This is a genomic window from Azospirillum oryzae (genome assembly GCF_900177515.1).
Lineage (GTDB): Bacteria > Pseudomonadota > Alphaproteobacteria > Azospirillales > Azospirillaceae > Azospirillum > Azospirillum oryzae_A.
In genome coordinates this window covers 1,234,152-1,254,874 of sequence record NZ_FXAK01000007.1, presented here as the reverse complement: position 1 = coordinate 1,254,874, position 20,723 = coordinate 1,234,152, and the positions used below count along the sequence as shown (strand labels likewise).

The following is a 20,723-nucleotide window of genomic DNA, read 5'->3' as shown; positions in this document are numbered from 1 at the left end:
CCGATAGGTCGGGCGCAGCCACGGGCCTACTCCCTTTCTTCCGTTATGATGGTGTGCTTGCCACGGCCCTGCATCACTTCGGCGAAGGCGCCGGGCGTGTGGATCGAGAAGACCAGGATGGGAATGTGGTTCTCGCGCGACAGCGCGATCGCCGAAGCGTCCATCACCTGCAGGTCCTTGGTCAGGACATCCATGTAGGTGAGGCGTTCGTAGTGCTGGGCCGACGGATCCTTCTTCGGATCGGCGGTGTAGACGCCGTCGACCTGCGTCCCCTTCAGCAGACCGTCACAGCCCATTTCGGAGGCGCGCAGCGCCGCGGCGGTGTCGGTGGTGAAGAAGGGATTGCCGGTGCCGGCGGCGAAGATCACCACCCGGCCCTTTTCCATGTGACGGACGGCGCGGCGCCGGATATAGGGCTCGCAGACCGTCGACATGGGGATGGCCGACTGCACCCGCGTGATGACGCCCATCCGCTCGAGCGCGCTCTGCATCGAGAGCGCGTTCATCACGGTGGCGAGCATCCCGATATAGTCGGCCGAGGCACGCTCCATGCCGCTCGCCGCACCCTTCACACCCCGGAAGATGTTCCCCCCGCCGATGACCAGACAGACCTGGACGCCGAGTGCGATGACCGCCTTCACCTCGTTGGCGATGCGGTTCACCATCTCCGGGTCCAGACCATAGTCGCGCTGACCCATCAGCGCCTCGCCCGACACCTTGAGGAGGACGCGCTTGTAGCGGACGCCCTCGGCCGGCGCGGTGGTCCCGGTGGTTTCGACCATGGGGGGAACGCTCCCTTGCTGTTTCGGAATGCGGCTTGCTGACCTTAAGCGTTCGACCTTACCGGTCTCAGCCCTGACCGCCGGCGGCGGCTGCGACCTCGGCGGCGAAGTCGGACTGGGCCTTCTCGATGCCCTCGCCCAGCGCGAAGCGGGTGAAGGCCGTGACCTTGACCGGAGCGCCGATGTCCTTGGCGGCGTTCTCCACCACCTTGCGGACCTTGGTCTCGCCGTCGATCACGTAGGTCTGCTCCAGCAGGCAGACTTCCTCGTAGTACTTGCGGACGCGGCCTTCGACCATCTTCTCGATGATGTTCTCCGGCTTGCCCGAAGCGCGGGCCTGCTCGGCCAGCACGTTGCGCTCACGCTCCAGCGACGAGCTGTCGACGTCGGCGATGTCCAGCGCGTCCGGACGGGCGGCGGCGATGTGCATGGCGATCTGCTTGCCGAGATCGGCCAGCTTGGCGGTGTCGCCGGTCGACTCCAGGGCGACCAGGACGCCGATCTTGCCCAGGCCCGGCGCGATGGCCGAGTGGACGTAGCTGACGACGACACCGGCCGAAACCGACAGGGTGACGGCGCGGCGCAGGTTCATGTTCTCGCCGACGGTGGCGATCAGGCTGGTCAGCTCGTCCTGGGCGGTGTGCGAGGTGCCCGGATAGGTGGCGGCCTTCAGCGTCTCGACGTCGCCGGCCGTGGTCAGGGCCAGCTCGGCGGCCTTGGCGGCGAAAGCCTGGAACTTGTCGTTGCGGGCGACGAAGTCGGTCTCGGCGTTCACCTCGACGACGGCACCCTTGGTGCCGGCGGTGGCGACGGCGACCAGACCCTCGGCGGCGACGCGGCCCGACTTCTTCGCAGCGGCGGCAAGGCCCTTCTTGCGCAGCCAGTCGACGGCGCCCTCGAGGTCGCCCTGCGTCTCGTTCAGCGCCTTCTTGCAGTCCATCATGCCCGCGCCGGTCTTCTCGCGCAGTTCCTTGACGAGCGAGGCGGTAATCTCGGCCATGTTGCGCCCTCTTCCTTCCAAGCGATCCGGCAGGCGGATCGGATTGAGTCACAAAGTCAAAACGGGTGGCAACCCATAAAAAAGGCAGCCGGGCCATAGGTCATAAGGCCCGGCTGCCCTTGAACCGTCAGGGTCAGGCCTGGGCGGTCTCGGCGGTCTCTTCCTCCGGCAGCTGCTCGGCCGGGGCGTCCTCGGCGGCGCCGACGTCGATGCCGGCGGCGCTCATCTCGGCCTGCAGGCCGTCAAGCACGGCGCCGACCGTCAGGTCGCAATACAGCTCGATGGCGCGCAGGGCGTCGTCGTTGCCGGGGATCGGGAAGGCCACGCCGTCCGGATCGGAGTTGCTGTCGAGGACCGCGATGACCGGGATGCCCAGCTTGTTGGCTTCCTTGACCGCGATCGACTCCTTGTTGGTGTCGATGATGAAGATGACGTCCGGCAGGCCGCCCATCTCCTTGATGCCGCCCAGCGCGCGCTCCAGCTTGTCGCGCTCGCGGGTCAGCTCCAGGACTTCGCGCTTGGTCAGGCCCGAGGTGTCGCCGCCCAGACGCTCTTCCATCTCGCGCAGGCGCTTGATCGACTGGGAGATGGTCTTCCAGTTGGTCAGCATGCCGCCGAGCCAGCGGTGGTTGACGTAGTACTGGCCGCACTTGGCGGCAGCCTCGGCGATGCGCTCCTGGGCCTGGCGCTTGGTGCCGACGAACAGGACGCGGCCACCGCCGGCGACGACGTCACGCACGGCCTGCAGGGCGCGGTGCAGCATCGGGACGGTCTGCTCGAGGTCGATGATGTGCACGCCATTGCGGACGCCGAAGATGTACTGGTTCATCTTCGGGTTCCAGCGGCGGGTGTGGTGACCGAAGTGGACACCGGCTTCCAGCAGCTGGCGCATGGTGAAGGTGGGCATGGTCATGTGGAAAAAATCCCTTTTTCCGGTTGCTCCGCCGCGGGCATTGTCGACAGCGCATGGAAACCATGGCTGAAGACACCGGATCGGGCCATCGGAGTAAAACCGAGGGTCCGCCAGCCCGCGTGAGGTTTTGACGACGGCGCTTACATAGCCCCGCACGCGCATGTTGACAAGGAAAAAGGCCACCCGGACCAGCGTCCGGATGGCCTTTTCACCAAACCGCCAAGGACCGGTGAAAGTTCCTTTACGCCTGCGGCGCGGAGGGCACAGCGACCTTCGGCTTCGGCAGGTCGAGCTTCAGGTGCAGTTCCTTCAGACGGGCGGTGTCCACCGGCGCCGGGGCCTGCATCAGGAGGTCTTCGGCCCGCTGGTTCAGCGGGAAGGCGATGACCTCGCGGATGTTCGGCTCGTCGGCCAGCAGCATGACGATGCGGTCGATGCCCGGGGCCGAACCGCCGTGCGGCGGGGCGCCCAGCTTGAACGCGCTCAGCATGCCGCCGAATCGGGCTTCCAGCTCCTCCGGCGGATAGCCGGCGATCTCGAAGGCCTTGTACATCACTTCCGGCAGGTGGTTACGGATGGCACCGGACGACAGTTCGACGCCGTTGCAGACGATGTCGTACTGGTAGGCCTTGATGTCGAGCGGGTTCATCGTCTCCAGCGCCTTCAGGCCGCCCTGGGGCATGGAGAACGGGTTGTGGCTGAAGATGACCTTGTTGGTCTCCTCGTCCAGCTCGTACATCGGGAAGTCGACGATCCAGCAGAAGCGGAAGGCGTTCTTCTCGATCAGGTCCAGCTCCTCGCCGATGCGGGTGCGGGCGAGACCGGCCAGCTTGGCCGCCGGGCCGGGCTGGTCGCAGACGAAGAAGATCGCGTCGCCGTCCTCAAGACCGGCCAGTTCACGCAAGGCGGCCTGTGCGGCTTCCGGCACGAACTTGGCGATCGGACCCTTCCCGCCGCCGGCTTCCATGACGATGTAGCCGAGGCCGGGGGCGCCGAGGCCGCGGGCCCAGTCGTTCAGCTTGTCGAAGAAGCTGCGCGGACGGTCGGAGACCTTCGGCGCGCGGATGGCGCGGACGACGCCGCCCTTCTCCAGCGTCTGCTTGAAGGCGCGGAATTCGACGTCGTCGCGCTTGAACACCTCGGTCACGTCGGTGATGACCAGGGGGTTGCGCAGGTCCGGCTTGTCGTTGCCGTACTTCAGCATCGATTCGGCAAAGGAGATGCGGCGGAACGGCAGCCCGTCGATGACCGGCTTCGAGTCGCGACGGAAGCCGCCGAACTCGTCGAAGATGCCGTGCAGCACCGGCTCGATGGCGGCGAAGACGTCTTCCTGGGTGACAAAGGACATCTCGAAATCGAGCTGGTAGAACTCGCCCGGGCTGCGGTCGGCGCGGGCGTCCTCGTCGCGGAAGCAGGGGGCGATCTGGAAGTAGCGGTCGAAACCGGCGACCATCAGCAGCTGCTTGAACTGCTGCGGCGCCTGCGGCAGGGCGTAGAACTTGCCGGGATGGTTGCGGCTCGGCACCAGATAGTCGCGCGCGCCCTCCGGCGAGGACGCGGTGAGGATCGGCGTCTGGAACTCGGTGAAGCCCTGGTCGATCATGCGGCGGCGCGCCGAGGCGATCACGCGCGAACGCAGCATGATGTTCTCGTGGATGCGCTCGCGGCGCAGGTCGAGGAAGCGGTAGCGCAGGCGCACGTCCTCGCCGGCGTCGGTGTCCTGATTGACCTGCAGCGGAATCTGCTCCGCCTCGCCTTCCACGGTCAGCTCGGCGATCTGCAGCTCGATGCGGCCGGTGGGCAGCTTGTCGTTGATGGTCTCGGCCGTGCGCTTCACCACCTTGCCGGTGACGGTGATGACCGATTCCAGCTTCAGCCGGTTGGCGACCTCGAAGGCCGGGTTGGAGGTATCGACCACGCACTGCGTCAGGCCGTAATGGTCGCGCAGGTCGATGAACAGCAGCTGTCCATGGTCGCGCTTCCGGTTCATCCAGCCCGACAGGCGGACGGTTTCACCGGCATTCTCTTCACGAAGCTGGCCGCAGGTGTGCGTGCGGTAGGGGTGCATGGGTCGAAACACCTTGAAAAGGGCGGATTCCGGCGGAAAAAGCGGTTCGACACACCACACCGGACGCGCGCGAAAGTCAAGCCGCGATAGGGTGCAGCGCAGTGCGGCGGGAGCCCGGATGGAACGTTTGGAACGGTTTGAAACATCCTGGGCCACCCTGTTCAACCGTTCCATCCGCCGTCGGTCCGACCGCCGGAGCCCAGTTTAACACCGCCTGGGCCGTGGGATAAGCGAACCGGGAAAATCCGCCCGCCGGCCCGGCCGGACCGCCCTTCTGCAACGCGCATCGGCCCCGCGCGTCGGCGGACTTTCAAGCACCCGTTCGGTCGTGTATGAAGCAACCATGACGCTCATCACGACAACCGACGCCCTTCAGGCCTTCTGTCAGTCGCTGGCAGGGGCCGAGTACATCACGGTCGACACCGAGTTCCTGCGGGAAAAGACCTATTGGCCGCAACTGTGCCTCGTGCAGGTCGGCGGGCCCGACGGCGCGGTCGCCATCGACCCGCTGGCCGAGGGCATCGACCTGGCGCCGCTGTTCGCGCTGATGAGCGACCCGTCGGTGCTGAAGGTGTTCCACGCCGCCCGCCAGGACGTGGAGATCTTCTGGCACCTGTCCGGCCAGATCCCGCATCCGCTGTTCGACACCCAGGTCGCGGCGATGGTCTGCGGCTTCGGCGAAAGCGTCGGCTACGAGACGCTGGTGACCAAGCTGGCCGGCGCCCGCATCGACAAGTCCAGCCGCTTCACCGACTGGTCGCACCGGCCGCTGACCGACCGGCAGCTGACCTACGCCCTGTCCGACGTAATCCACCTGCGCCCGGCCTATGAGAAGCTGAAGCGCCGCCTCGCCCGATCCGGCCGCTCGCACTGGCTGGAAGAGGAGATGGCGATCCTGACCGACCCGGCCACCTATCAGGTCGATCCGGAAAGCTCCTACATGCGGCTGAAGGTGCGGACGAACAAGCCGCGCTTCATGGCCGTGCTGAAGGAGTTGGCGGCGTGGCGCGAGCGCGAGGCCCAGCGCCGCGACCAGCCGCGCTCCCGCGTGCTGCGCGACGAGGCGTTGCTGGAGATCGCCGCCCACGCGCCGACCACGGTCGACGACCTCGCCCGCACCCGCGGTCTGGGCCGGGGCTTTGCGGAGGGGCGCCAGGGGTCCGACGTGCTGGCCGCGGTGCAGGCCGGGCTGGACCTGCCGGACAGCGCCCTGCCCCGCGTCGAACCGCGCGAGGAACCGCCGCCCGGACTGCAACCGATCGTCGAATTGCTGCGCGTGCTTCTGAAGATGAAGTGCGACGAGAACAATGTCGCGGCGAAGTTGGTGGCATCCTCGGCCGATCTGGAGGCGTTGGCAGCCGATGATCGGGCCGAGATTCCGGCAATGCAGGGCTGGCGGCGCGAACTGTTCGGCAATGATGCGCTCGCCCTGAAACACGGAAAGATCGGACTTGCGGTCATAGACCGTCGCGTCCGCATCGTTCCTGCTGGCGAACCGCGCCAGACGACCGATTCGGCCGAATCCGAAACTTGACCTTTTCGGATGGCGTCGCTTCGATGATTGCGGCGCCTTTTACGGCGGTCCGGGTGCCTCCTGCGCCCGGACTTTAGCCTTAAGGGCTTTTTAAAGAAAGTTACCGTTAAGATCGGTTCGGCTTCGTATGATCGGACGGATCGGGCATGCCCGGCCGGTTCACGAGCCGCCGGAGTCGGCCGGGCGGAAAGGCCCGGACGAAAATCAAAAGGCTGCCGAACAATGAGCGGCCGAAGACATGGGTGGTTGGCAGGCGCGACGCTTGTTGTGGGAGTGAGCAAGGTATGAGCAGGTTTGGCGGCAGACCACCGGTTGGACGGGACCGTGTCCGGCTTTCCACAACGGAAAAGCAGGCCGCCGTCGCCGCCGCCAAGGACCAGAAGCCGGATTTCGACAACGACAAGCTCCTGAACCTGCTGCGGTCGGCGAAGAACGAACTGCAGGGCATGCGGCTGATCCACATGCACCTGTCGCTGCTGAAGGACCGCGATCCGACCAGCCAGATGATGGTCCGCTCCATCATCCAGGAACTGGCGACCAAGGCCTCCTATCTGCAGTCCTTCAACATTTCCAACGGCGACGTCATCATCCTCTACAAGGGGCTGAAGCTGACAGGCGTCACGGACGTCTGCCAGACGGTGGAACAGGTCTTCCTGTCCAAGACGACGCTGACCGGGCCGAACCCCTATAAGGAATATTCGCTCTATTCGATCATGGAACTGGCGTTGAACTTCATCAACGTCATCCGTTTCATCGAAGAACTGCAGGCGAACGAGACCGGGCAGCACGTCACCGAGACCAAGCCGCCGATCACGCTGGAGGAGTTGGGCAAGCTCGAACGCTCCATGCAGATGTTCGACCTGTCGCCCTTCCTGTTCAACCAGGGCATCGCCAACATCGGCGGCGGCGATGCGGAGATGGAGTATTATGAACTCTACATCTCCATCAAGCTGCTGCAGGAGCGGCTCTGCCCCGACTACGACATCACCGCCAACAAGTGGCTGTTCAACTACTTCACCGCCAATCTCGACCAGTCGGTGCTGCGCGCGCTGAACCATGGCCTGAGCTTCATGCGCGGGCGGCGGATCGGCATCAACATCAACCTGTCGACCGTCATCTCCACCGGCTTCGTGAAGTTCGACGAACGGCTGCCGATCGACTTCCGCGGGCAGGTGGTGCTGGAGGTGTCGAAGGGTGACCTGATCGAGAATCTGTCGCTGTTCAACGAGGTGGTGGAGTTCGCGCAGGACCGCCGGTACCAGATCGCGGTGGACGGGCTGAACCCGTTCTGGGTGACGAACTTCGATCTGGAATATCTGAACGCCGATTACGCCAAGATCTTCTGGTCCAACGACATGCTGGAGATGGACCCGCAGTTCGAGAAGTATTTCCGCGACCGCATCGCCGAACAGGACCGCTGCAAGTTCATCCTGGCGCGCTGCGACAGCGTGACCAGCCTGGTCTATGCCCACAAGATGGGGATCAATCTGGTCCAGGGCCGTGCGGTCGACAACATCATGCGCAAGGGCGTCAGCGTCCGCGAGGCCATCGCGCACGCCAAAGTCGATTAGGGCCAAAGTCGATTAGGGCCAAGGTGGATTGAGGACGGCGGTCACGGCTTGCGCGGCGCCTGCCGCAGCAAGCCGTCGGTCCATGCCGGGGGAAGCAGGGCCAGAAGCCAGACCGCGGCCATCATCGGCCAGGGAAAGGCGATCCGCGCCTTGTTGCGCTCCAGCCCACGGCGGATGACGCGGGCAGCCGCATCGGTTTCCATCAGGAAGGGCATGGGGAAGCGGTTCACCGCCGTCATTCGGCTCTTGACGAAGCCGGGGCAGATCACCGACACGCCGATCCCCTCCCCGGCCAGATCGCCGCGCAACGCCTCGCCATAGACCCGCACCATCGCCTTGCTGGCGCAATAGGCCGGCGCGCCGGGAAGGCCGCGGAATCCCGCCAGTGACGCCATGATGGCAATCTGGCCGCGCCGCCGCGCCCGCATGGCCGGAAGCAGCGGGTGGATGCTGTTCAGCACGCCGTCGATGTTCACCGCCAGGATGCGCCGGGCCTGCTCCTCCGTCTCACCGCCATCGCCGGTGCCGGCCGACATGCCGGCGTTGGCGATCAGCAGGTCGACCGGCATTGCGGCATCGACCCGCGCCAGCCAGTTGGCCATGGCGGCGCGGTCGGCCACGTCGATCACCGCCGTCTCCACTTGGGCGCCGGCGGCGCGGCAGCGCTGGGCCACCGCCTCCAGCCGCGCAAGATCCCGGCCTGTCATGGCGAGTGCCGTGCCGGGGACGGCATAGAGAAGCGCCAGTGCCTCGCCGATGCCGCTCGATGCGCCGGTGATGACGATGGAACGCGGCTGCTTCATGGAGTTACTGCCCTGTTCGTGGGATGCCGCATGGTGCGGACGCTTGTTGTAGGTTGGTGTCGCGTTTATAAGCACGACACACATCGACACCGCTTTTCAAAAGAGGCCGCCTTTGCCAGCCCATCGCCCCGTCATTGCCAGCATGACCGGTTTCGCGCGCGTCGACGGGCACGGCGACGGTTATTCCTGGACCTTCGAGGCCAAGAGCGTCAATGGCCGCAGCCTGGATTTGCGCTGCCGCCTGCCGTCGGGCTTCGACAGCGTCGAGGCGGTGGCGAGAGCCGAGCTGCCCAAGCGGCTGGCCCGCGGCAACGTCAACCTGACCCTGACCGTCAACCGCGCCCAGGCGGTCTCCCAACTGCGCATCAACCGCGAGCTTCTGGCTCAGGTGCTGGAGATCGCGCGGGAGATCGAGGGGGCTGGCGCCGCCCCGCCGCGGCTGGATTCGCTGCTGGCGGTCCGCGGCATCATCGAGCCGGTGGAAGAGGACGAGACCGAGGCGCGCGAGCGCGTCGAATCGGTGTTGAAGGGCGAACTGGCCAAGCTGATCGACCAGCTGGTGGTCAACCGCCTTGCCGAGGGAGCCCGCATCGCCGAGGTGCTGAACGGCCATCTCGACGAGATCGCCCGGCTGGTCGAGGCGGCGTCGGCCTGCGCCTCCACCCAGCCGGAAGCGCTGCGCGAGAAGCTGCGCACCCAGGTCGCCGCGATCCTCGGCTCCTTCCCCGCCCTGTCGGAAGACCGGCTGGCGCAGGAGGCGGCGATCCTGATCGGCAAGGCCGACGTGCGCGAGGAGCTGGACCGCCTGCGCGCCCACATCCAGGCCGCGCGCGACCTGATGGCCGAAGGCGGAGCCATCGGCAGGCGGTTCGATTTCCTGTGCCAGGAGTTCAACCGCGAGGCCAACACGCTCTGCTCCAAATCGGCGGACGTCGAACTGACCCGCATCGGCCTGTCGTTGAAAGCCTCCATCGAGCAGCTTCGCGAGCAGGTCCAGAACATCGAGTGATCATCCAAACCGAGTGAGCGCCATGGCTGCGACCAACACCTCCCTGATCCACCGGCGCGGCCTGATGCTGGTGCTGTCCTCCCCGTCGGGTGCCGGCAAGACCACCATCGCCCGCGGCCTGCTGGAGCGCGATGCCGGCATCACCATGTCGGTGTCGGTGACGACCCGGCCGATGCGCCCCGGCGAGGCCGAAGGGCTGGACTATTACTTCATCGACCAGCAGCGCTTCGACCATATGGCGGAGACCGGCGATCTGCTGGAGCATGCCCGCGTGTTCGGCAACTGCTATGGCACGCCGCGGGTGGCGGTGGAGGATGCGCTGGGCGCCGGGCGCGACGTGCTGTTCGCCATCGACTGGCAGGGCGCGCAGCAACTGGCGCAGAACGCCCGTGACGATCTGGTCAGCGTCTTCGTCCTGCCGCCGTCGGTCGGTGAGCTGGAACGCCGCCTGCGCGGCCGGGGCCAAGATTCGGAGGAGGTCATCGCCAACCGCATGGCGAAGGCGTCCAACGAGATCAGCCACTGGCCGGAATACGACTATGTCATCGTCAACAGCGACGTGAACGAGAGCATCAACGCGGTCGAGTCGATCCTGCACGCCGAACGGCTGCGCCGCCGCCGTCAGGTCGGCCTGCCGGAGTTCGTGCGCAGCATTCAGGACACGCTGTAACTATCCGTTTGGAAACGGTTTCGCCCGGACCTTGATCTCATGGCCGGGCGGGCCGTCCGTGCCGTCCGGCTGCTTGCCGCGGTAATAGCCCTTCTGCCAGCGTTCCTGCGCGGCGGCGCTGCCCGGCGTCTGCAGGTCGCTGTTGAACTGGCTGCGCGAGGCCGCCCACGCGCGGTACTGCGCCGCCGTCTCCGGATCGCTGTCGAGGTCGCGGACCTCCGGCGCCAGGCTTTCCACCAGACCGCGCTGGATCGGCATCAGATGGGCGAAGGGCTCTCCCTTCTCCCAGGTCACCGGCACGCCGGGCGCGGTGAATTTCCAGTTCATGGTGAAGGGATAGGGTGACCAGTCGGTCTCGATGATTCCCGACAGGCCCAAGATGCCGTGCTTCGGGTGGTTCAACGGTCCGGTCACCATCAGGTTGACGCCCGGCGGGGTGCGGAACAGCGCGGCGACATGGAAGGTTAGCACGCCGCTGCCGAAATGGCTGGCGGGCAGCAGGGGATGCTGTTCCTCCGCAGTGACGGTGATGGCCTCGACGCCGACCCCGCCGTCCCACACCGCCGTCACCCGCACGGGACAGCAGACCTCCCACCCATGCATGCTGGCGATGTTCAGCGGCAGGCAGCGATAGCCGTACTGCTCCGGCAGGTTGTCGATCCAGTCGCGGGTCGGACGGGCCGGGCGGATGTCGGGCAGCACGCCCGAGAGCGGATATGCGATCAGCGTCATGGCGCCGCATCCTGCCAGACTTCGCCATCAGGTGTAACCCGGAGGCTGGAGATGGTCACAACCGGCCGCCTGTTCATCCGGATTATTCCTAGCCCCGCGTTAGAGATTGCGCAGTCGCGAAGTACTCAGGTATGTGTCACACTTCGCATTAGATTTCGATAAATTAGCGAAGCGCACTATGCCGTGTCCGCAAGCGACGGCCGTGGTGGCGCGCGCATCGTGTGGGGCTGGGCAATGTTCACAAAACTCAACAGCATCAAGGCGAAGCTCCTGATCCTTCAGGGGCTGTTCCTCGCCGCCATCCTGGTGGCCGGCATCTGGTCCGCGACCTCGAAGCGCGAGACGATGGTCGAGGGATACCGCAACTCGATCCAGGCGGTGGTGCAGACCTCGCTGTCGATCATGAAGTCCTACGACGCCCGCGCCGCGAAGGGAGAGTTCAGCCGGGACGAGGCGCAGGCCCGCGCCAAGGCTGCGCTGCGTGCCCTGCGCTTCTTCGGCAACGAATACATGTTCGGGTACGAGTTCGACGGCACCAACGTGTTTCACGGCGTCCGCCCCGACCTGGAAGGCACCCGCAAGCTGGCCGATTTCAAGGACAGCAACGGCGTTCTGGTGATTCGCGGGCTGATCGACTCGGCGCGCAGCGGCGACGGCACGCTGATATACAACTTCCCCAAGGCCGGCGGCACCGAGCCGTTTCCGAAGCTGGCCTATGCCGCGATCTATGAGCCGTGGGGCTGGATGATCGGCACCGGCGTCTACATCGACGACGTCGACGCCGCTTTCCGCAGCACGCTGATCAACACGCTGGCGGTGACGCTGGCGGCGGCGCTGGTGCTGGGGCTGTTCGGCTTCCGGCTGGTGTCGCGCATCGGCAAGGGGCTGGACGGCATCGCCGCAGCCACCGGCCGGATCGCCAAGGGCGATCTCGCCGCCCAGGTCGCCGGCACCGACCGCGCCGACGAGGTGGGGGCGCTGGCCCGCTCGGTGGAGACCCTGCGTCTCAGCGCCATCGAGGCGGAGGATCTGCGCCGCCGCCATGCCGCGCTGGAACGGGAAGCCGAGGAGGCCCGCCGCGCCACCATGAAGCGGCTGGCCGACGAGTTCGAAAGCACGGTCGGCGCGCTGGTCCATTCGGTCGCCGAATCGGCGGGTCAGCTGACCCACACGTCGGGCGCCATGAGCAGTGGGGCGGAACAGACCACCCGGCTGATGGACGGCGCCGCCCGCGCCGCGGGAACGACCTCCGGCAATGTCCAGGCGGTGGCCGGCGCCACCGAGGAGCTGGCCGCCTCCATCCGCGAGATCGCCCAGCAGATCGCCGAATCGACGTCTGGCTCGGCCCGCGCGGTGGAGGATGTGCGCCGCACCTATGCCCTGATCGAACAGCTGGACAGCGTTGCCCGGCGCACGGTGGAGGTTGTCGATCTGATCCGCTCCATTGCCGAGCAGACCAACCTGCTGGCGCTGAACGCGACCATCGAGGCGGCACGTGCCGGCGAGGCCGGGAAGGGCTTCGCCGTGGTCGCCAGCGAGGTGAAGAACCTCGCCAACCAGACCGCCAAGGCCACCGACGACGTGCAGGCGCAGATCGCCGCCATGACCGACGCCACCTCGTCGGTGGTCGAGGCGATGCGCGGGGTCGGCGGCGCCATCGAGACGGTGAACAGCGTCGCCTCCAGCATCTCCGCCGCCATCGAAGAACAGGGGGCGGCGACCCGCGACATCAGCCGGAACGTCAACGAGGCGGCGCAGGGCGTCAGCTCGGTGTCCGACAGCCTGAACCTGGTGTGCAGCCACGCCACCGCCACCGGCCAGGCCTCCGCCGAGGTCGCCGCCGCGGCCCGCGCGGTGGGTGAGCGCGCCGACCGCATGCTGGGCGAAGTGTCGGCCTTCGTCGCCCGTATCCGTCAGGGCTGACCGCCTGTAGCGGTGGGGAGGGTATTCTACCGGATGCATTCGGTAAAATTCCGCGCTATGGATGGGGCCAGCAATTGTCGGACAGGACCCCATGACCGCCCCCTCCCCCGCCCAGAACACCCCCACCTCTGCCCGCCGGGGCTGGCTCGACGAGGCTCTGCGCCGACTCGAGGCGGACGTGAACCGCTCCGCCGACACCCACCTGCTCCGGCTGCCGATCCCGGCGGCGCAGGGGATCACGCTGTACCTGAAGGATGAGTCGACCCACCCCACCGGCAGCCTGAAGCACCGGCTGGCGCGGTCGCTGTTCCTCTACGCCATCTGCAACGGCTGGGTGCGCGAGGGCACGACGGTGATCGAGGCATCTTCCGGGTCGACGGCGGTGTCGGAGGCTTACTTCGCCCAACTGCTGGAACTGCCCTTCGTCGCCGTGGTGCCGCGCAACACCTCGCCGGCCAAGATCGCGCAGATCGAGTTCTATGGCGGCCGCTGTCATATGGTGGAGCGCGCGTCGGAGGTCTGTGCCGAGGCGCAGCGGCTGGCGCGCGACTGCGACGGCCATTTCATGGACCAGTTCACCTATGCGGAGCGCGCAACCGACTGGCGCGGCAACAACAACATCGCCCAGTCGATCTTCGAACAGTTGGCGCAGGAACCGCATCCGGTGCCGGACTGGATCGTCTGCGGCGCCGGCACCGGCGGCACCTCCGCCACCTTCGGGCGCTATGTCCGCTATCGCCGGCTGCCGACGCGGGTGTGCGTCGCCGATCCGGAGCATTCGGCTTTCTTCCCTGGATTCCGCGACAACGACCCGAAGGCCAATGTCGGACGGGGGTCCGGCATCGAGGGCATCGGGCGGCCGACGGTGGAACCGTCCTTCCAGCCGACAGTGATCGACCGGATGATCCGCGTGCCCGACGCCGCCAGCATTGCCGCCGTCTGGGTCCTGCGCGAGCGGCTGGGCCGCGCCTGCGGCGGCTCCACCGGCACCAATCTGGTGGGTTCCATCGACCTGATCGCCGAAATGATGCGCGAGGGCCGGCAGGGCAGCGTCGCCACGCTGATCTGCGATCCCGGCGAGCGCTATATGGGCACCTACTTCAACCGCGACTGGCTGCAGGCTAACGGGCTGGACATCGACCCGTGGTGCGAGCGGATCGACGGCTTCTTCCGGACCGGCGCCTGGAGCGGCGACGGGCTGGAAACGGCCGGACGCTGACCGCGGAGCCGGCGGTTATGACCCGCATGCGGATCCGCATCGATTTCGAGACCGGCGGCTCGATCGGTCCCGGCAAGATCGCTCTGCTGGAGCGGATCCGCGACACCGGCTCCATCTCCGCCGCCGGGCGGGCGCTGGGGATGTCCTATCGGCGGGCTTGGCTGCTGGTGGACGACCTGAACCGCATCTTCCGCGAGCCGGTGGTGAGTGCGGCGGTCGGCGGCAAGCATGGCGGCGGCACGGTGCTGACAGAATTTGGCGAACAGGTGATCGACCACTACCGCGCGGTCGAGCGCGAGGCGCATGTGGCGACCGCCCACCGGCTGGCGGCACTGGCGGCGGGGACCAACCCGGATTACGGCGCGGACAAGCAGGTGGACGACGGGAGCTTCGCCGGCGATCCGGGGGTGGGGCCGGGTTGCGGCCCGGGCAGATAAGCGGACGTCATCAAAAGAAAAAGGCCGGGCTCTGCGCCCGGCCTTTTTTCATTCGAAGCCACCCTGGCTTTACGCGAACGCCTTGTACGCAATCAGCGTGAAGGTGTCGCGGACGCCGGGAAGCGTCTGCACATGCTCCGTCACGAAACGGCCGATGTCGTCGTCCTGCTTCAGATAGCACTTCATCAGCAGATCATACTGGCCGGAGATGGAATGCACCTCCGACACCTGTTCGATCAGCTGCACGGCCTGATCGGCGACTTCATAGGCGCGACCGAGGTCGCATTTGACCATGACGAAGATGGTCTGCACGGACTCAGCCCTCCTGCGACGGGTCGGTCGAGGCTTCGCTGGACGGACGCGGGCGGGCCGAGCGCAGCATGAAGGCCGGCATGTGATCGCCGAAGCCGATCACCGGCACGTCGTCGTCATCGTCGTCACGGCGGCGGCGGCGGTCGCGATCACGGTCGCGGCGCGGCTCGTTGCTGCGGCGGGATTCGGCGGCGGCCAGCGACTCGCGGGGCTGACGCTCCTCGCGAACCGGACGGTCTTCGCGCATCGGGCGCTCTTCACGGGCCGGACGCTCTTCGCGAGCGGCACGCTCCTCGCGGGGGGCGGCCTCCTCACGCGGGGCGCGCTCTTCACGGCCGCCGCGGGGCGGACGGCCTTCCGAACGGGCTTCCGGCTTGGCACCACGGCCGCCACGGCCGCGGCCACGCCCGCGGGAGCTGCTGTCTTCCTCGCCGAACTCGGCCGTCTCCAGGCCGTCGATGGCGATCATGGGAATCTCCCGCTTGATGAGGCGCGTGATGGCGCCAACCAGTTTCGTGTCGTCCGGCGTGGCCAGCATGAAGGCGCGGCCCTGCTTGCCGGCGCGGCCGGTGCGGCCGATCCGGTGGACATAGTCGTCGGGGGTCAGCGGCACGTCGAAATTGAAGACGTGGCTGAGACCCTGGACGTCGATGCCGCGGGCGGCGACGTCGGAGCAGACCAGCAGCGTGATCTCGCCCTGCTTGAACCGTTCCAGCGTCTCGGTCCGCTTCGACTGCACCATGTCGCCATGCAGCGCGCCGACATTGAAGCCGTGGCGTTCCAGCGACTTCTGCAGAACGGCGATGTCGCGCTTGCGGTTGCAGAAGATGAAGGCGTTCTTGACGTCCTCGGTCTGCAGCAGATGGCGCAGCGCCTTGCGCTTGTCCATCTCGTGGACCAGGGCCAGCGCCTGGGTCACCGTCTCCGCCGGCGAGGCGGGCGGGGCGACGCTGATCTCCAGCGGCTGGGTCAGGAAGGCGTCGGCCAGACGGCGGATTTCCGGCGGCATGGTCGCCGAGAAGAACAGGGTCTGGCGGTTCTTCGGCAGCTTGCTGACGATGCGCTCGATGTCCGGGATGAAGCCCATGTCGAGCATGCGGTCGGCCTCGTCGATGACGAAGACCTTGATGTCGTTCAGCATGATGTTGCCGCGCTCGAACAGGTCGATGAGACGACCCGGAGTCGCGATCAGCACATCCACGCCACGATCGAGCTTCTTCACCTGTTCGGTGAAGGTCTCGCCGCCGATCAGCAGCGCCATGCTGAGCTTGTGGTACTTGCCGTAGGTCTCGAAGCTTTCCGACACCTGGGCGGCCAGCTCGCGCGTCGGCTCCAGGATCAGAGACCGCGGCATCCGCGCGCGGGCACGGCCCGACGCCAGGATGTCGATCATGGGCAAGGTGAAGCTCGCCGTCTTGCCGGTGCCCGTCTGCGCGCAGCCCAGCACGTCGCGGCGTTGCAGGACACAGGGAATTGCCTGTTCCTGAATGGGCGTCGGTTGGGTGTAACCCTTGTCCTCGATGGCGCGCAGGACGTCAGGGCCAAGCCCAAGTTCCGAAAAAAGCATCCAACCTGTTTCTGTTCTGGAGTGCGGAAATCGAGCGTTCGACGCCCGATGCCTGGATGAGGCCGAAGAATAGGAAGTCAAAGCTGCATGTCAATAGATCCGATGTTCCGAAACCGAAAATCGGCGCGAAAACACGCCGCGTTGGCGAATTCGGCGCCCTGCGCTAGGCTGTCGTCCGGCAGTACCGCGAGTCGCGGCGCTTGCCGACGCCCCGGTCGGGGGCTGTCCGCTTCAAATGGAACGGTCGAGAGCATTTGATGATTCTTCGTGCCCAGGAATCGGTGCTGGTGGTGGTGGATGTGCAGGAACGGCTGCTGCCGGCCATCCACGACTCCGAGCGGGTCGTCCGCAACGCCACGATGCTGCTGAAGGGTGCCGCCACCCTGTCGGTGCCGGTGCTGGTGACCGAGCAATATCCGCGCGGGCTGGGGCCGACGGTGGAGGCGGTGCGCGCCCATCTGCCGGAAGGCACGCCGGTGATCGAGAAGATCACCTTCGGCAGCACCGGCGAGCCGGCCTTCAATGCGGCTGTCGAGGCGTTGAACCGCCGACAGATCGTGCTGTGCGGGACGGAGGCGCATGTCTGCGTGATGCAGACCGCGCTGGGGCTGCGCCAGCAGGGCCATGCGGTCTATCTGGTCGCCGACGCGGCATCGTCGCGCACCCCTGCCAACCATGCCATGGCGCTGGAGCGGATGCGCGCGGCCGGCGTGACCATCGTCACCACCGAAATGGTGCTGTTCGAGTGGATGGAACGGGCCGGCACGCCGGTCTTCAAGGTCGTCAGCGCGCTGGTGAAGTGAGCGCAGGAGAAGCCGCATGTCCTCTCGCCCTGCCCTGATCCTGCTGCCCGGGATGCCGCTGGACGCGGCGCTGTGGGATCATCAGGTCCGGCATCTCGGCGAGGTCGCCGACCCGCAGGTGATCGAACTCGCCGACTGCGCGACCATCGCGGCGATGGCCGACAAGGTGCTGGCCCAGGCGCCGGAACGCTTCGCCGTCGCCGGCCTGTCGATGGGCGGCTATGTCGCGCTGGAGATCCTACGCCGCGCGCCGGAGCGGGTGGAAAGGCTGGCCCTGCTCGACACCAATGCCCGCCCCGACACGGAGGAGGCGACGGCCACCCGGCGGGAGGCGGTGGCGCTCGCCCGGCAGGGCCGCTATGGACAGGTCATCCGCGCCGCCCTGCCCCGCCTGATCCATCCGGACCGCTTGACGGACGACGGGTTCGTCCGCTCCGTCCTGGCGCAGATGGAGCGGGTCGGCGTCGACGGCTATGCGCGCGAGCAGGAGGCGATCATCAACCGGGTGGACAGCCGGCCGGGGCTGGCCGCCATCCGCTGCCCGACCCTGGTGATCTGCGGGCGCCAGGACATCCTAACGCCGCCGGCCCTGCATGAGGAGATGGCGGACGCCATCCCCGGCGCCCGGCTGGTGCTGATCGAAGACTGCGGCCACCTGTCGGCGATGGAACAGCCGCAGGCGGTCACCGCTCTGATGCGCGACTGGCTGCTGCGGGACTGAGTCTGGTCAGCAGTCGGATCCGTTGCAGAACAGTTCCGCCCGCGGGCTGGGGAACAGCGAGAAGGTCATGTCGCTGATGAGGCTGCGGAAATCCGGATCGTCCGGCCCCTGCGGCCGGTCGAGCCAGCCGGTGGCGGAGGTCAGCGCGGCACCAGACCGGCAGAACGCCCCCTGCACGACGATGGCCCCGCCCGGCGGAGAGGTGGGGATCGGGCCGTTCGTGCAAAGCTCCGAGTTCAGCGTGTTTTCCGCCACGTTGAAGGCCAGAACCACCTTGTAGTCACGCCGCGCCGTATCATTGGGCGTGGTGGTGAGAGTGGTCTTCACGCCCATCACGCGGTTCTGCATGTGGGGCAGCACCTTCTCCGCGAAGCGCTCCGGCGGCAGACCGAAGGGGTCGCCGTGCAGCACCACCCGCAGGTCGCGGTTGCCCGCCGCATAGGCCACTTCGCTGCGCGTGTAGGCCGGGGCCGGCTCGCTCGCCACCACCCGCTCGTTGGAGCAGGCGGCAAGGGTCGAGGCACCCAGCACAAGGGCGGCGAGCGGCGGGAGCATGCGCATTTTCAGGTCGTCCGTTGGTGTCGCTGTTCCCGATATGGGGAGCAACGCCGCGCCGGACGAGAGGATCGGCCCGGTGCATGACCAAAGCGTCACACGTCCTTCAGCCATTTGTCCGCGGCGCGACCGATCAGGGACGGATAATCGGGAAGCTCCGGCCCGATCAGCGGAAGATCGAATTCCGCGACGATCCGCGCCACCGTCGCCTCATTCAACTCCAGCCCGAGCGCGCGGGCACGGCGGGCGATGACGAGTTCCTGGCCCCAGACATAGACTCGGCGGGCACCGGTGTTGCGCGCCATGATGCGGGACTGCTCCATCCGCTCGTCGCCGTTGATCGGCAGCCAGATGTCGGTCATCAGCGTGTCGGCCGGCTCGTCGGTGCGGAACTTCAGCGCGTCGGCGTTGACGATGGAAATCTTGGCCACGGCTTCGGCCGGTAGCTGGTCGAACAGGCCGACGCTGCGGTTGACCTCGATCACATCGGGATCCAACTCGACCACCGTGACCCGCGTTACCTCCGGCCGCAGGGCCGCGTTCACCGCCGCCCAGCCCATGCCCATACCCATCACCACCGTATGGCCGGCGGCGGCACGGACGCCGATCTCCTGGCTTTCGATCTCCATCGGCGTCATCGACATCCAGCAGCGATACTCGCCGTCTGCCTCGCGCCGTAGCAGGGCACCGGTATCGGTCGTCATCAGCGCCGGACTCCAATAGCCGGCACTGAGCAGGATCGGCGCCACCTGCAAACGCCAGCGCCCGACCTCGCAGGGTTGATAGCGGGGAACGAAGAGGTCGGTGACGAAGGGAGTCAACGGCGACAGCGCGTCGGCGATCATCTCGGGCGGGATGGCATCGGCCGGATGGGTGCCGGGATGGGCCAAGGGGTGCATACGCCTCCTGCGGGTCGGGCCATGGTCCGCGAGACAATCTCCCGGAAACGGCGCTTTCCCGAATGATAGACCAGGCGACACCTTCCCCAAAACAGCGAAATATTTGCGGGATTTTCCACCCAATCCTACGCCGCATCCGGGGTCGGATCGAGCCTGTCCTCCTCCGGCATCAAACCCGTGCGCAGATATTCGTAGGCACACCAGCGCGCGTCATGGGGCATCCGCGCCCGCCGCAAGGGCTCCGCCTCGACGAACAGCATCCTGCGACGGAAGGCCATCGGGCTTTCGACCAGAAGGATCGGCTTCTCCGCCTGCACGCCCGGCGGAAACCAAGGGCGACGAAGGAAGCGGCAAGGTTCCTCGGTCCATTCCGGCGGCGTGCCGAGGTGCCAACGGCGCACCAAATGTTCGCCGACCGCTCCGGCATAGGCGTCAAAGACGTTGTCGCCAACGCACTCCGGAGATTCCTGGACGCGGGCGTACCGGCTGCCCGTGTCGTCGTCCATATAGAATTCGTCGAGGAACTCGCCTAACGCCACCGAGAAGGTCTGCCGTCCGGATTTATAGCGTCGGATGGCCTCGGCCAGCGTTCCAGGACGGTGGTTCAGTTCGTCGGTCATCTTCACACCCCCGGGCAGCATAACCCTGGACGATATCCTCGATCTTAGCGGCGATGCGCGAGTTTATCCCGGGAACCTGCGGATAGCAGAGCGTCACAAGCTCCGCCAGCTGCTCTGCTGTCGCCAGGCCTGTGACATCCATCAGGAAATAGAGGTCGCGCCTGTCTCGGGCCAACCCTTCGGGATCGTCGAGCCGGTTGGCGAGCAACTTCATCGCCAGCATGTATTCCGGAGTCGGCAGATAGACGCGAAGTCCGATCTGCCCATTTCCGGGATATTCCCCGAACGGAAGCAGATTAGGCTGCGGATTGCCCTTCGGCGGAGCAACGCTCTTTACCGCCTGATTGAGCCAGTCATCGGGAAGGCCGAGACGACGCCCGACGAGATCGGCAAGCTCGTAGCCGCGACTGCGTTCGCTGAGGAACACCGCGTCGACATCACGAGTCACGTGGCGGATGTTGCCGGCGAGCAGAAGGCACGATCCGCCATAGACGGCGATGTCGATGACCTTGCCGTCCTGTGCGGCAAGGTCACCCATCATTTCAAATGCCCGTTCCAGCAGTTTCCTCGACAGCTCCACGGCGC

Annotated in this window: 21 protein-coding genes; 9 read left to right on the top strand and 12 right to left on the bottom strand. The window is 66.6% G+C overall.

Features of this window, described 5'->3' with window-relative positions:
- Nucleotides 1-26: 26 nt before the first annotated feature.
- The 4 genes from pyrH to aspS all read right to left on the bottom strand — a co-directional run bounded on the left by pyrH (nt 27) and on the right by aspS (nt 4,763).
- On the bottom strand, nt 27-782 hold the full coding sequence (pyrH, locus tag B9N97_RS18425) for a UMP kinase (protein WP_085089221.1): 756 nt from the start codon (nt 780-782) through the stop codon (nt 27-29).
- Between the two features lie 67 nt (nt 783-849).
- Nucleotides 850-1,782, bottom strand: coding sequence for a translation elongation factor Ts (gene tsf / locus B9N97_RS18420; RefSeq protein ID WP_085089220.1), 933 nt, complete (start codon nt 1,780-1,782; stop codon nt 850-852).
- A gap of 133 nt (nt 1,783-1,915) precedes the next feature.
- Entirely contained in the window at nt 1,916-2,695 is a 780-nt protein-coding gene (gene rpsB / locus B9N97_RS18415; RefSeq protein WP_063634331.1) for a 30S ribosomal protein S2, read from the bottom strand.
- Between the two features lie 241 nt (nt 2,696-2,936).
- Entirely contained in the window at nt 2,937-4,763 is a 1,827-nt protein-coding gene (aspS, locus tag B9N97_RS18410) for an aspartate--tRNA ligase (RefSeq protein ID WP_085089219.1), read from the bottom strand.
- A 343-nt stretch (nt 4,764-5,106) separates the two neighbouring features.
- Between aspS and rnd the strand changes: the two genes are divergently transcribed.
- A complete protein-coding gene (rnd, locus tag B9N97_RS18405) occupies nt 5,107-6,297 on the top strand; it encodes a ribonuclease D (RefSeq protein ID WP_085089218.1) in 1,191 nt (396 codons plus the stop codon).
- A 284-nt stretch (nt 6,298-6,581) separates the two neighbouring features.
- A complete protein-coding gene (locus B9N97_RS18400; protein WP_085089217.1) occupies nt 6,582-7,868 on the top strand; it encodes an EAL domain-containing protein in 1,287 nt (428 codons plus the stop codon).
- A gap of 41 nt (nt 7,869-7,909) precedes the next feature.
- Here B9N97_RS18400 and B9N97_RS18395 read toward each other — a convergent pair whose 3' ends face one another.
- Nucleotides 7,910-8,671 (bottom strand): SDR family NAD(P)-dependent oxidoreductase, encoded by a 762-nt coding sequence (locus B9N97_RS18395; protein ID WP_085089216.1) that lies wholly within the window; start codon nt 8,669-8,671, stop codon nt 7,910-7,912.
- 142 nt (nt 8,672-8,813) lie between these two features.
- Between B9N97_RS18395 and B9N97_RS18390 the strand changes: the two genes are divergently transcribed.
- Together B9N97_RS18390 and gmk are read left to right on the top strand one after the other, a co-directional pair.
- Entirely contained in the window at nt 8,814-9,680 is an 867-nt protein-coding gene (locus B9N97_RS18390; protein ID WP_085089215.1) for a YicC/YloC family endoribonuclease, read from the top strand.
- Between the two features lie 22 nt (nt 9,681-9,702).
- Complete coding sequence (gmk, locus tag B9N97_RS18385; protein ID WP_085089214.1) at nt 9,703-10,350, top strand: guanylate kinase; 648 nt, start codon at nt 9,703-9,705, stop codon at nt 10,348-10,350.
- On the opposite strand, the gene B9N97_RS18380 is transcribed toward gmk, so the two are convergent.
- Nucleotides 10,351-11,082, bottom strand: coding sequence for a DUF6065 family protein (locus B9N97_RS18380; protein ID WP_085089213.1), 732 nt, complete (start codon nt 11,080-11,082; stop codon nt 10,351-10,353).
- 234 nt (nt 11,083-11,316) lie between these two features.
- Between B9N97_RS18380 and B9N97_RS18375 the strand changes: the two genes are divergently transcribed.
- From B9N97_RS18375 to B9N97_RS18365, 3 genes are all read left to right on the top strand, one after another.
- A complete protein-coding gene (locus B9N97_RS18375) occupies nt 11,317-13,005 on the top strand; it encodes a methyl-accepting chemotaxis protein (protein WP_085089212.1) in 1,689 nt (562 codons plus the stop codon).
- Between the two features lie 91 nt (nt 13,006-13,096).
- Nucleotides 13,097-14,224: a PLP-dependent cysteine synthase family protein gene (locus B9N97_RS18370; RefSeq protein WP_085089211.1), complete on the top strand. Its 1,128-nt coding sequence runs from the start codon at nt 13,097-13,099 to the stop codon at nt 14,222-14,224.
- Between the two features lie 17 nt (nt 14,225-14,241).
- Nucleotides 14,242-14,661, top strand: a complete 420-nt coding sequence (locus tag B9N97_RS18365) for a winged helix-turn-helix domain-containing protein (RefSeq protein ID WP_085089210.1) — start codon at nt 14,242-14,244, stop codon at nt 14,659-14,661.
- Between the two features lie 69 nt (nt 14,662-14,730).
- On the opposite strand, the gene B9N97_RS18360 is transcribed toward B9N97_RS18365, so the two are convergent.
- Together B9N97_RS18360 and B9N97_RS18355 are read right to left on the bottom strand one after the other, a co-directional pair.
- Nucleotides 14,731-14,973, bottom strand: a complete 243-nt coding sequence (locus B9N97_RS18360; RefSeq protein ID WP_085089209.1) for an Lrp/AsnC ligand binding domain-containing protein — start codon at nt 14,971-14,973, stop codon at nt 14,731-14,733.
- Between the two features lie 4 nt (nt 14,974-14,977).
- Entirely contained in the window at nt 14,978-16,540 is a 1,563-nt protein-coding gene (locus B9N97_RS18355; protein ID WP_085089208.1) for a DEAD/DEAH box helicase, read from the bottom strand.
- 257 nt (nt 16,541-16,797) lie between these two features.
- On the opposite strand from B9N97_RS18355, the gene B9N97_RS18350 reads away from it, so the two are divergent.
- Nucleotides 16,798-17,343 (top strand): hydrolase, encoded by a 546-nt coding sequence (locus B9N97_RS18350; RefSeq protein ID WP_085089207.1) that lies wholly within the window; start codon nt 16,798-16,800, stop codon nt 17,341-17,343.
- Nucleotides 17,344-17,359: 16 nt separating this feature from the next.
- Entirely contained in the window at nt 17,360-18,064 is a 705-nt protein-coding gene (locus B9N97_RS18345) for an alpha/beta fold hydrolase (protein WP_085089206.1), read from the top strand.
- 6 nt (nt 18,065-18,070) lie between these two features.
- Here the strand turns inward: B9N97_RS18345 and B9N97_RS18340 are convergent, their stop codons facing one another.
- From B9N97_RS18340 to B9N97_RS18325, 4 genes are all read right to left on the bottom strand, one after another.
- Nucleotides 18,071-18,625 carry a hypothetical protein gene (locus B9N97_RS18340; protein ID WP_085089205.1) on the bottom strand — a complete coding sequence of 185 codons (555 nt, stop codon included), beginning with the start codon at nt 18,623-18,625 and terminating at the stop codon, nt 18,071-18,073.
- 89 nt (nt 18,626-18,714) lie between these two features.
- Entirely contained in the window at nt 18,715-19,518 is an 804-nt protein-coding gene (locus B9N97_RS18335; protein WP_244560770.1) for a hypothetical protein, read from the bottom strand.
- 125 nt (nt 19,519-19,643) lie between these two features.
- On the bottom strand, nt 19,644-20,138 hold the full coding sequence (locus B9N97_RS18330; protein ID WP_143266769.1) for a hypothetical protein: 495 nt from the start codon (nt 20,136-20,138) through the stop codon (nt 19,644-19,646).
- Nucleotides 20,080-20,718 carry a hypothetical protein gene (locus B9N97_RS18325; RefSeq protein ID WP_143266767.1) on the bottom strand — a complete coding sequence of 213 codons (639 nt, stop codon included), beginning with the start codon at nt 20,716-20,718 and terminating at the stop codon, nt 20,080-20,082. The genes B9N97_RS18330 and B9N97_RS18325 overlap by 59 nt, the downstream gene beginning before the upstream one ends.
- Nucleotides 20,719-20,723 lie beyond the last annotated feature (5 nt).

What these genes read in the sequence shown, in the direction of transcription:
- tsf (WP_085089220.1), bottom strand. Translation starts at nt 1,782, where the DNA reads ATGGCCGAGATTACCGCCTCGCTCGTCAAGGAACTGCGCGAGAAGACC.
- B9N97_RS18390 (WP_085089215.1), top strand. Translation starts at nt 8,814, where the DNA reads ATGACCGGTTTCGCGCGCGTCGACGGGCACGGCGACGGTTATTCCTGG.
- B9N97_RS18340 (WP_085089205.1), bottom strand. Translation starts at nt 18,625, where the DNA reads ATGCGCATGCTCCCGCCGCTCGCCGCCCTTGTGCTGGGTGCCTCGACC.
- pyrH (WP_085089221.1), bottom strand. Translation starts at nt 782, where the DNA reads ATGGTCGAAACCACCGGGACCACCGCGCCGGCCGAGGGCGTCCGCTAC.
- B9N97_RS18345 (WP_085089206.1), top strand. Translation starts at nt 17,360, where the DNA reads ATGTCCTCTCGCCCTGCCCTGATCCTGCTGCCCGGGATGCCGCTGGAC.
- aspS (WP_085089219.1), bottom strand. Translation starts at nt 4,763, where the DNA reads ATGCACCCCTACCGCACGCACACCTGCGGCCAGCTTCGTGAAGAGAAT.
- B9N97_RS18380 (WP_085089213.1), bottom strand. Translation starts at nt 11,082, where the DNA reads ATGACGCTGATCGCATATCCGCTCTCGGGCGTGCTGCCCGACATCCGC.
- B9N97_RS18365 (WP_085089210.1), top strand. Translation starts at nt 14,242, where the DNA reads ATGACCCGCATGCGGATCCGCATCGATTTCGAGACCGGCGGCTCGATC.
- rpsB (WP_063634331.1), bottom strand. Translation starts at nt 2,695, where the DNA reads ATGACCATGCCCACCTTCACCATGCGCCAGCTGCTGGAAGCCGGTGTC.
- B9N97_RS18370 (WP_085089211.1), top strand. Translation starts at nt 13,097, where the DNA reads ATGACCGCCCCCTCCCCCGCCCAGAACACCCCCACCTCTGCCCGCCGG.
- B9N97_RS18335 (WP_244560770.1), bottom strand. Translation starts at nt 19,518, where the DNA reads ATGCACCCCTTGGCCCATCCCGGCACCCATCCGGCCGATGCCATCCCG.
- B9N97_RS18355 (WP_085089208.1), bottom strand. Translation starts at nt 16,540, where the DNA reads ATGCTTTTTTCGGAACTTGGGCTTGGCCCTGACGTCCTGCGCGCCATC.
- gmk (WP_085089214.1), top strand. Translation starts at nt 9,703, where the DNA reads ATGGCTGCGACCAACACCTCCCTGATCCACCGGCGCGGCCTGATGCTG.
- B9N97_RS18395 (WP_085089216.1), bottom strand. Translation starts at nt 8,671, where the DNA reads ATGAAGCAGCCGCGTTCCATCGTCATCACCGGCGCATCGAGCGGCATC.
- B9N97_RS18330 (WP_143266769.1), bottom strand. Translation starts at nt 20,138, where the DNA reads ATGACCGACGAACTGAACCACCGTCCTGGAACGCTGGCCGAGGCCATC.
- B9N97_RS18375 (WP_085089212.1), top strand. Translation starts at nt 11,317, where the DNA reads ATGTTCACAAAACTCAACAGCATCAAGGCGAAGCTCCTGATCCTTCAG.
- B9N97_RS18400 (WP_085089217.1), top strand. Translation starts at nt 6,582, where the DNA reads ATGAGCAGGTTTGGCGGCAGACCACCGGTTGGACGGGACCGTGTCCGG.
- B9N97_RS18350 (WP_085089207.1), top strand. Translation starts at nt 16,798, where the DNA reads ATGATTCTTCGTGCCCAGGAATCGGTGCTGGTGGTGGTGGATGTGCAG.
- rnd (WP_085089218.1), top strand. Translation starts at nt 5,107, where the DNA reads ATGACGCTCATCACGACAACCGACGCCCTTCAGGCCTTCTGTCAGTCG.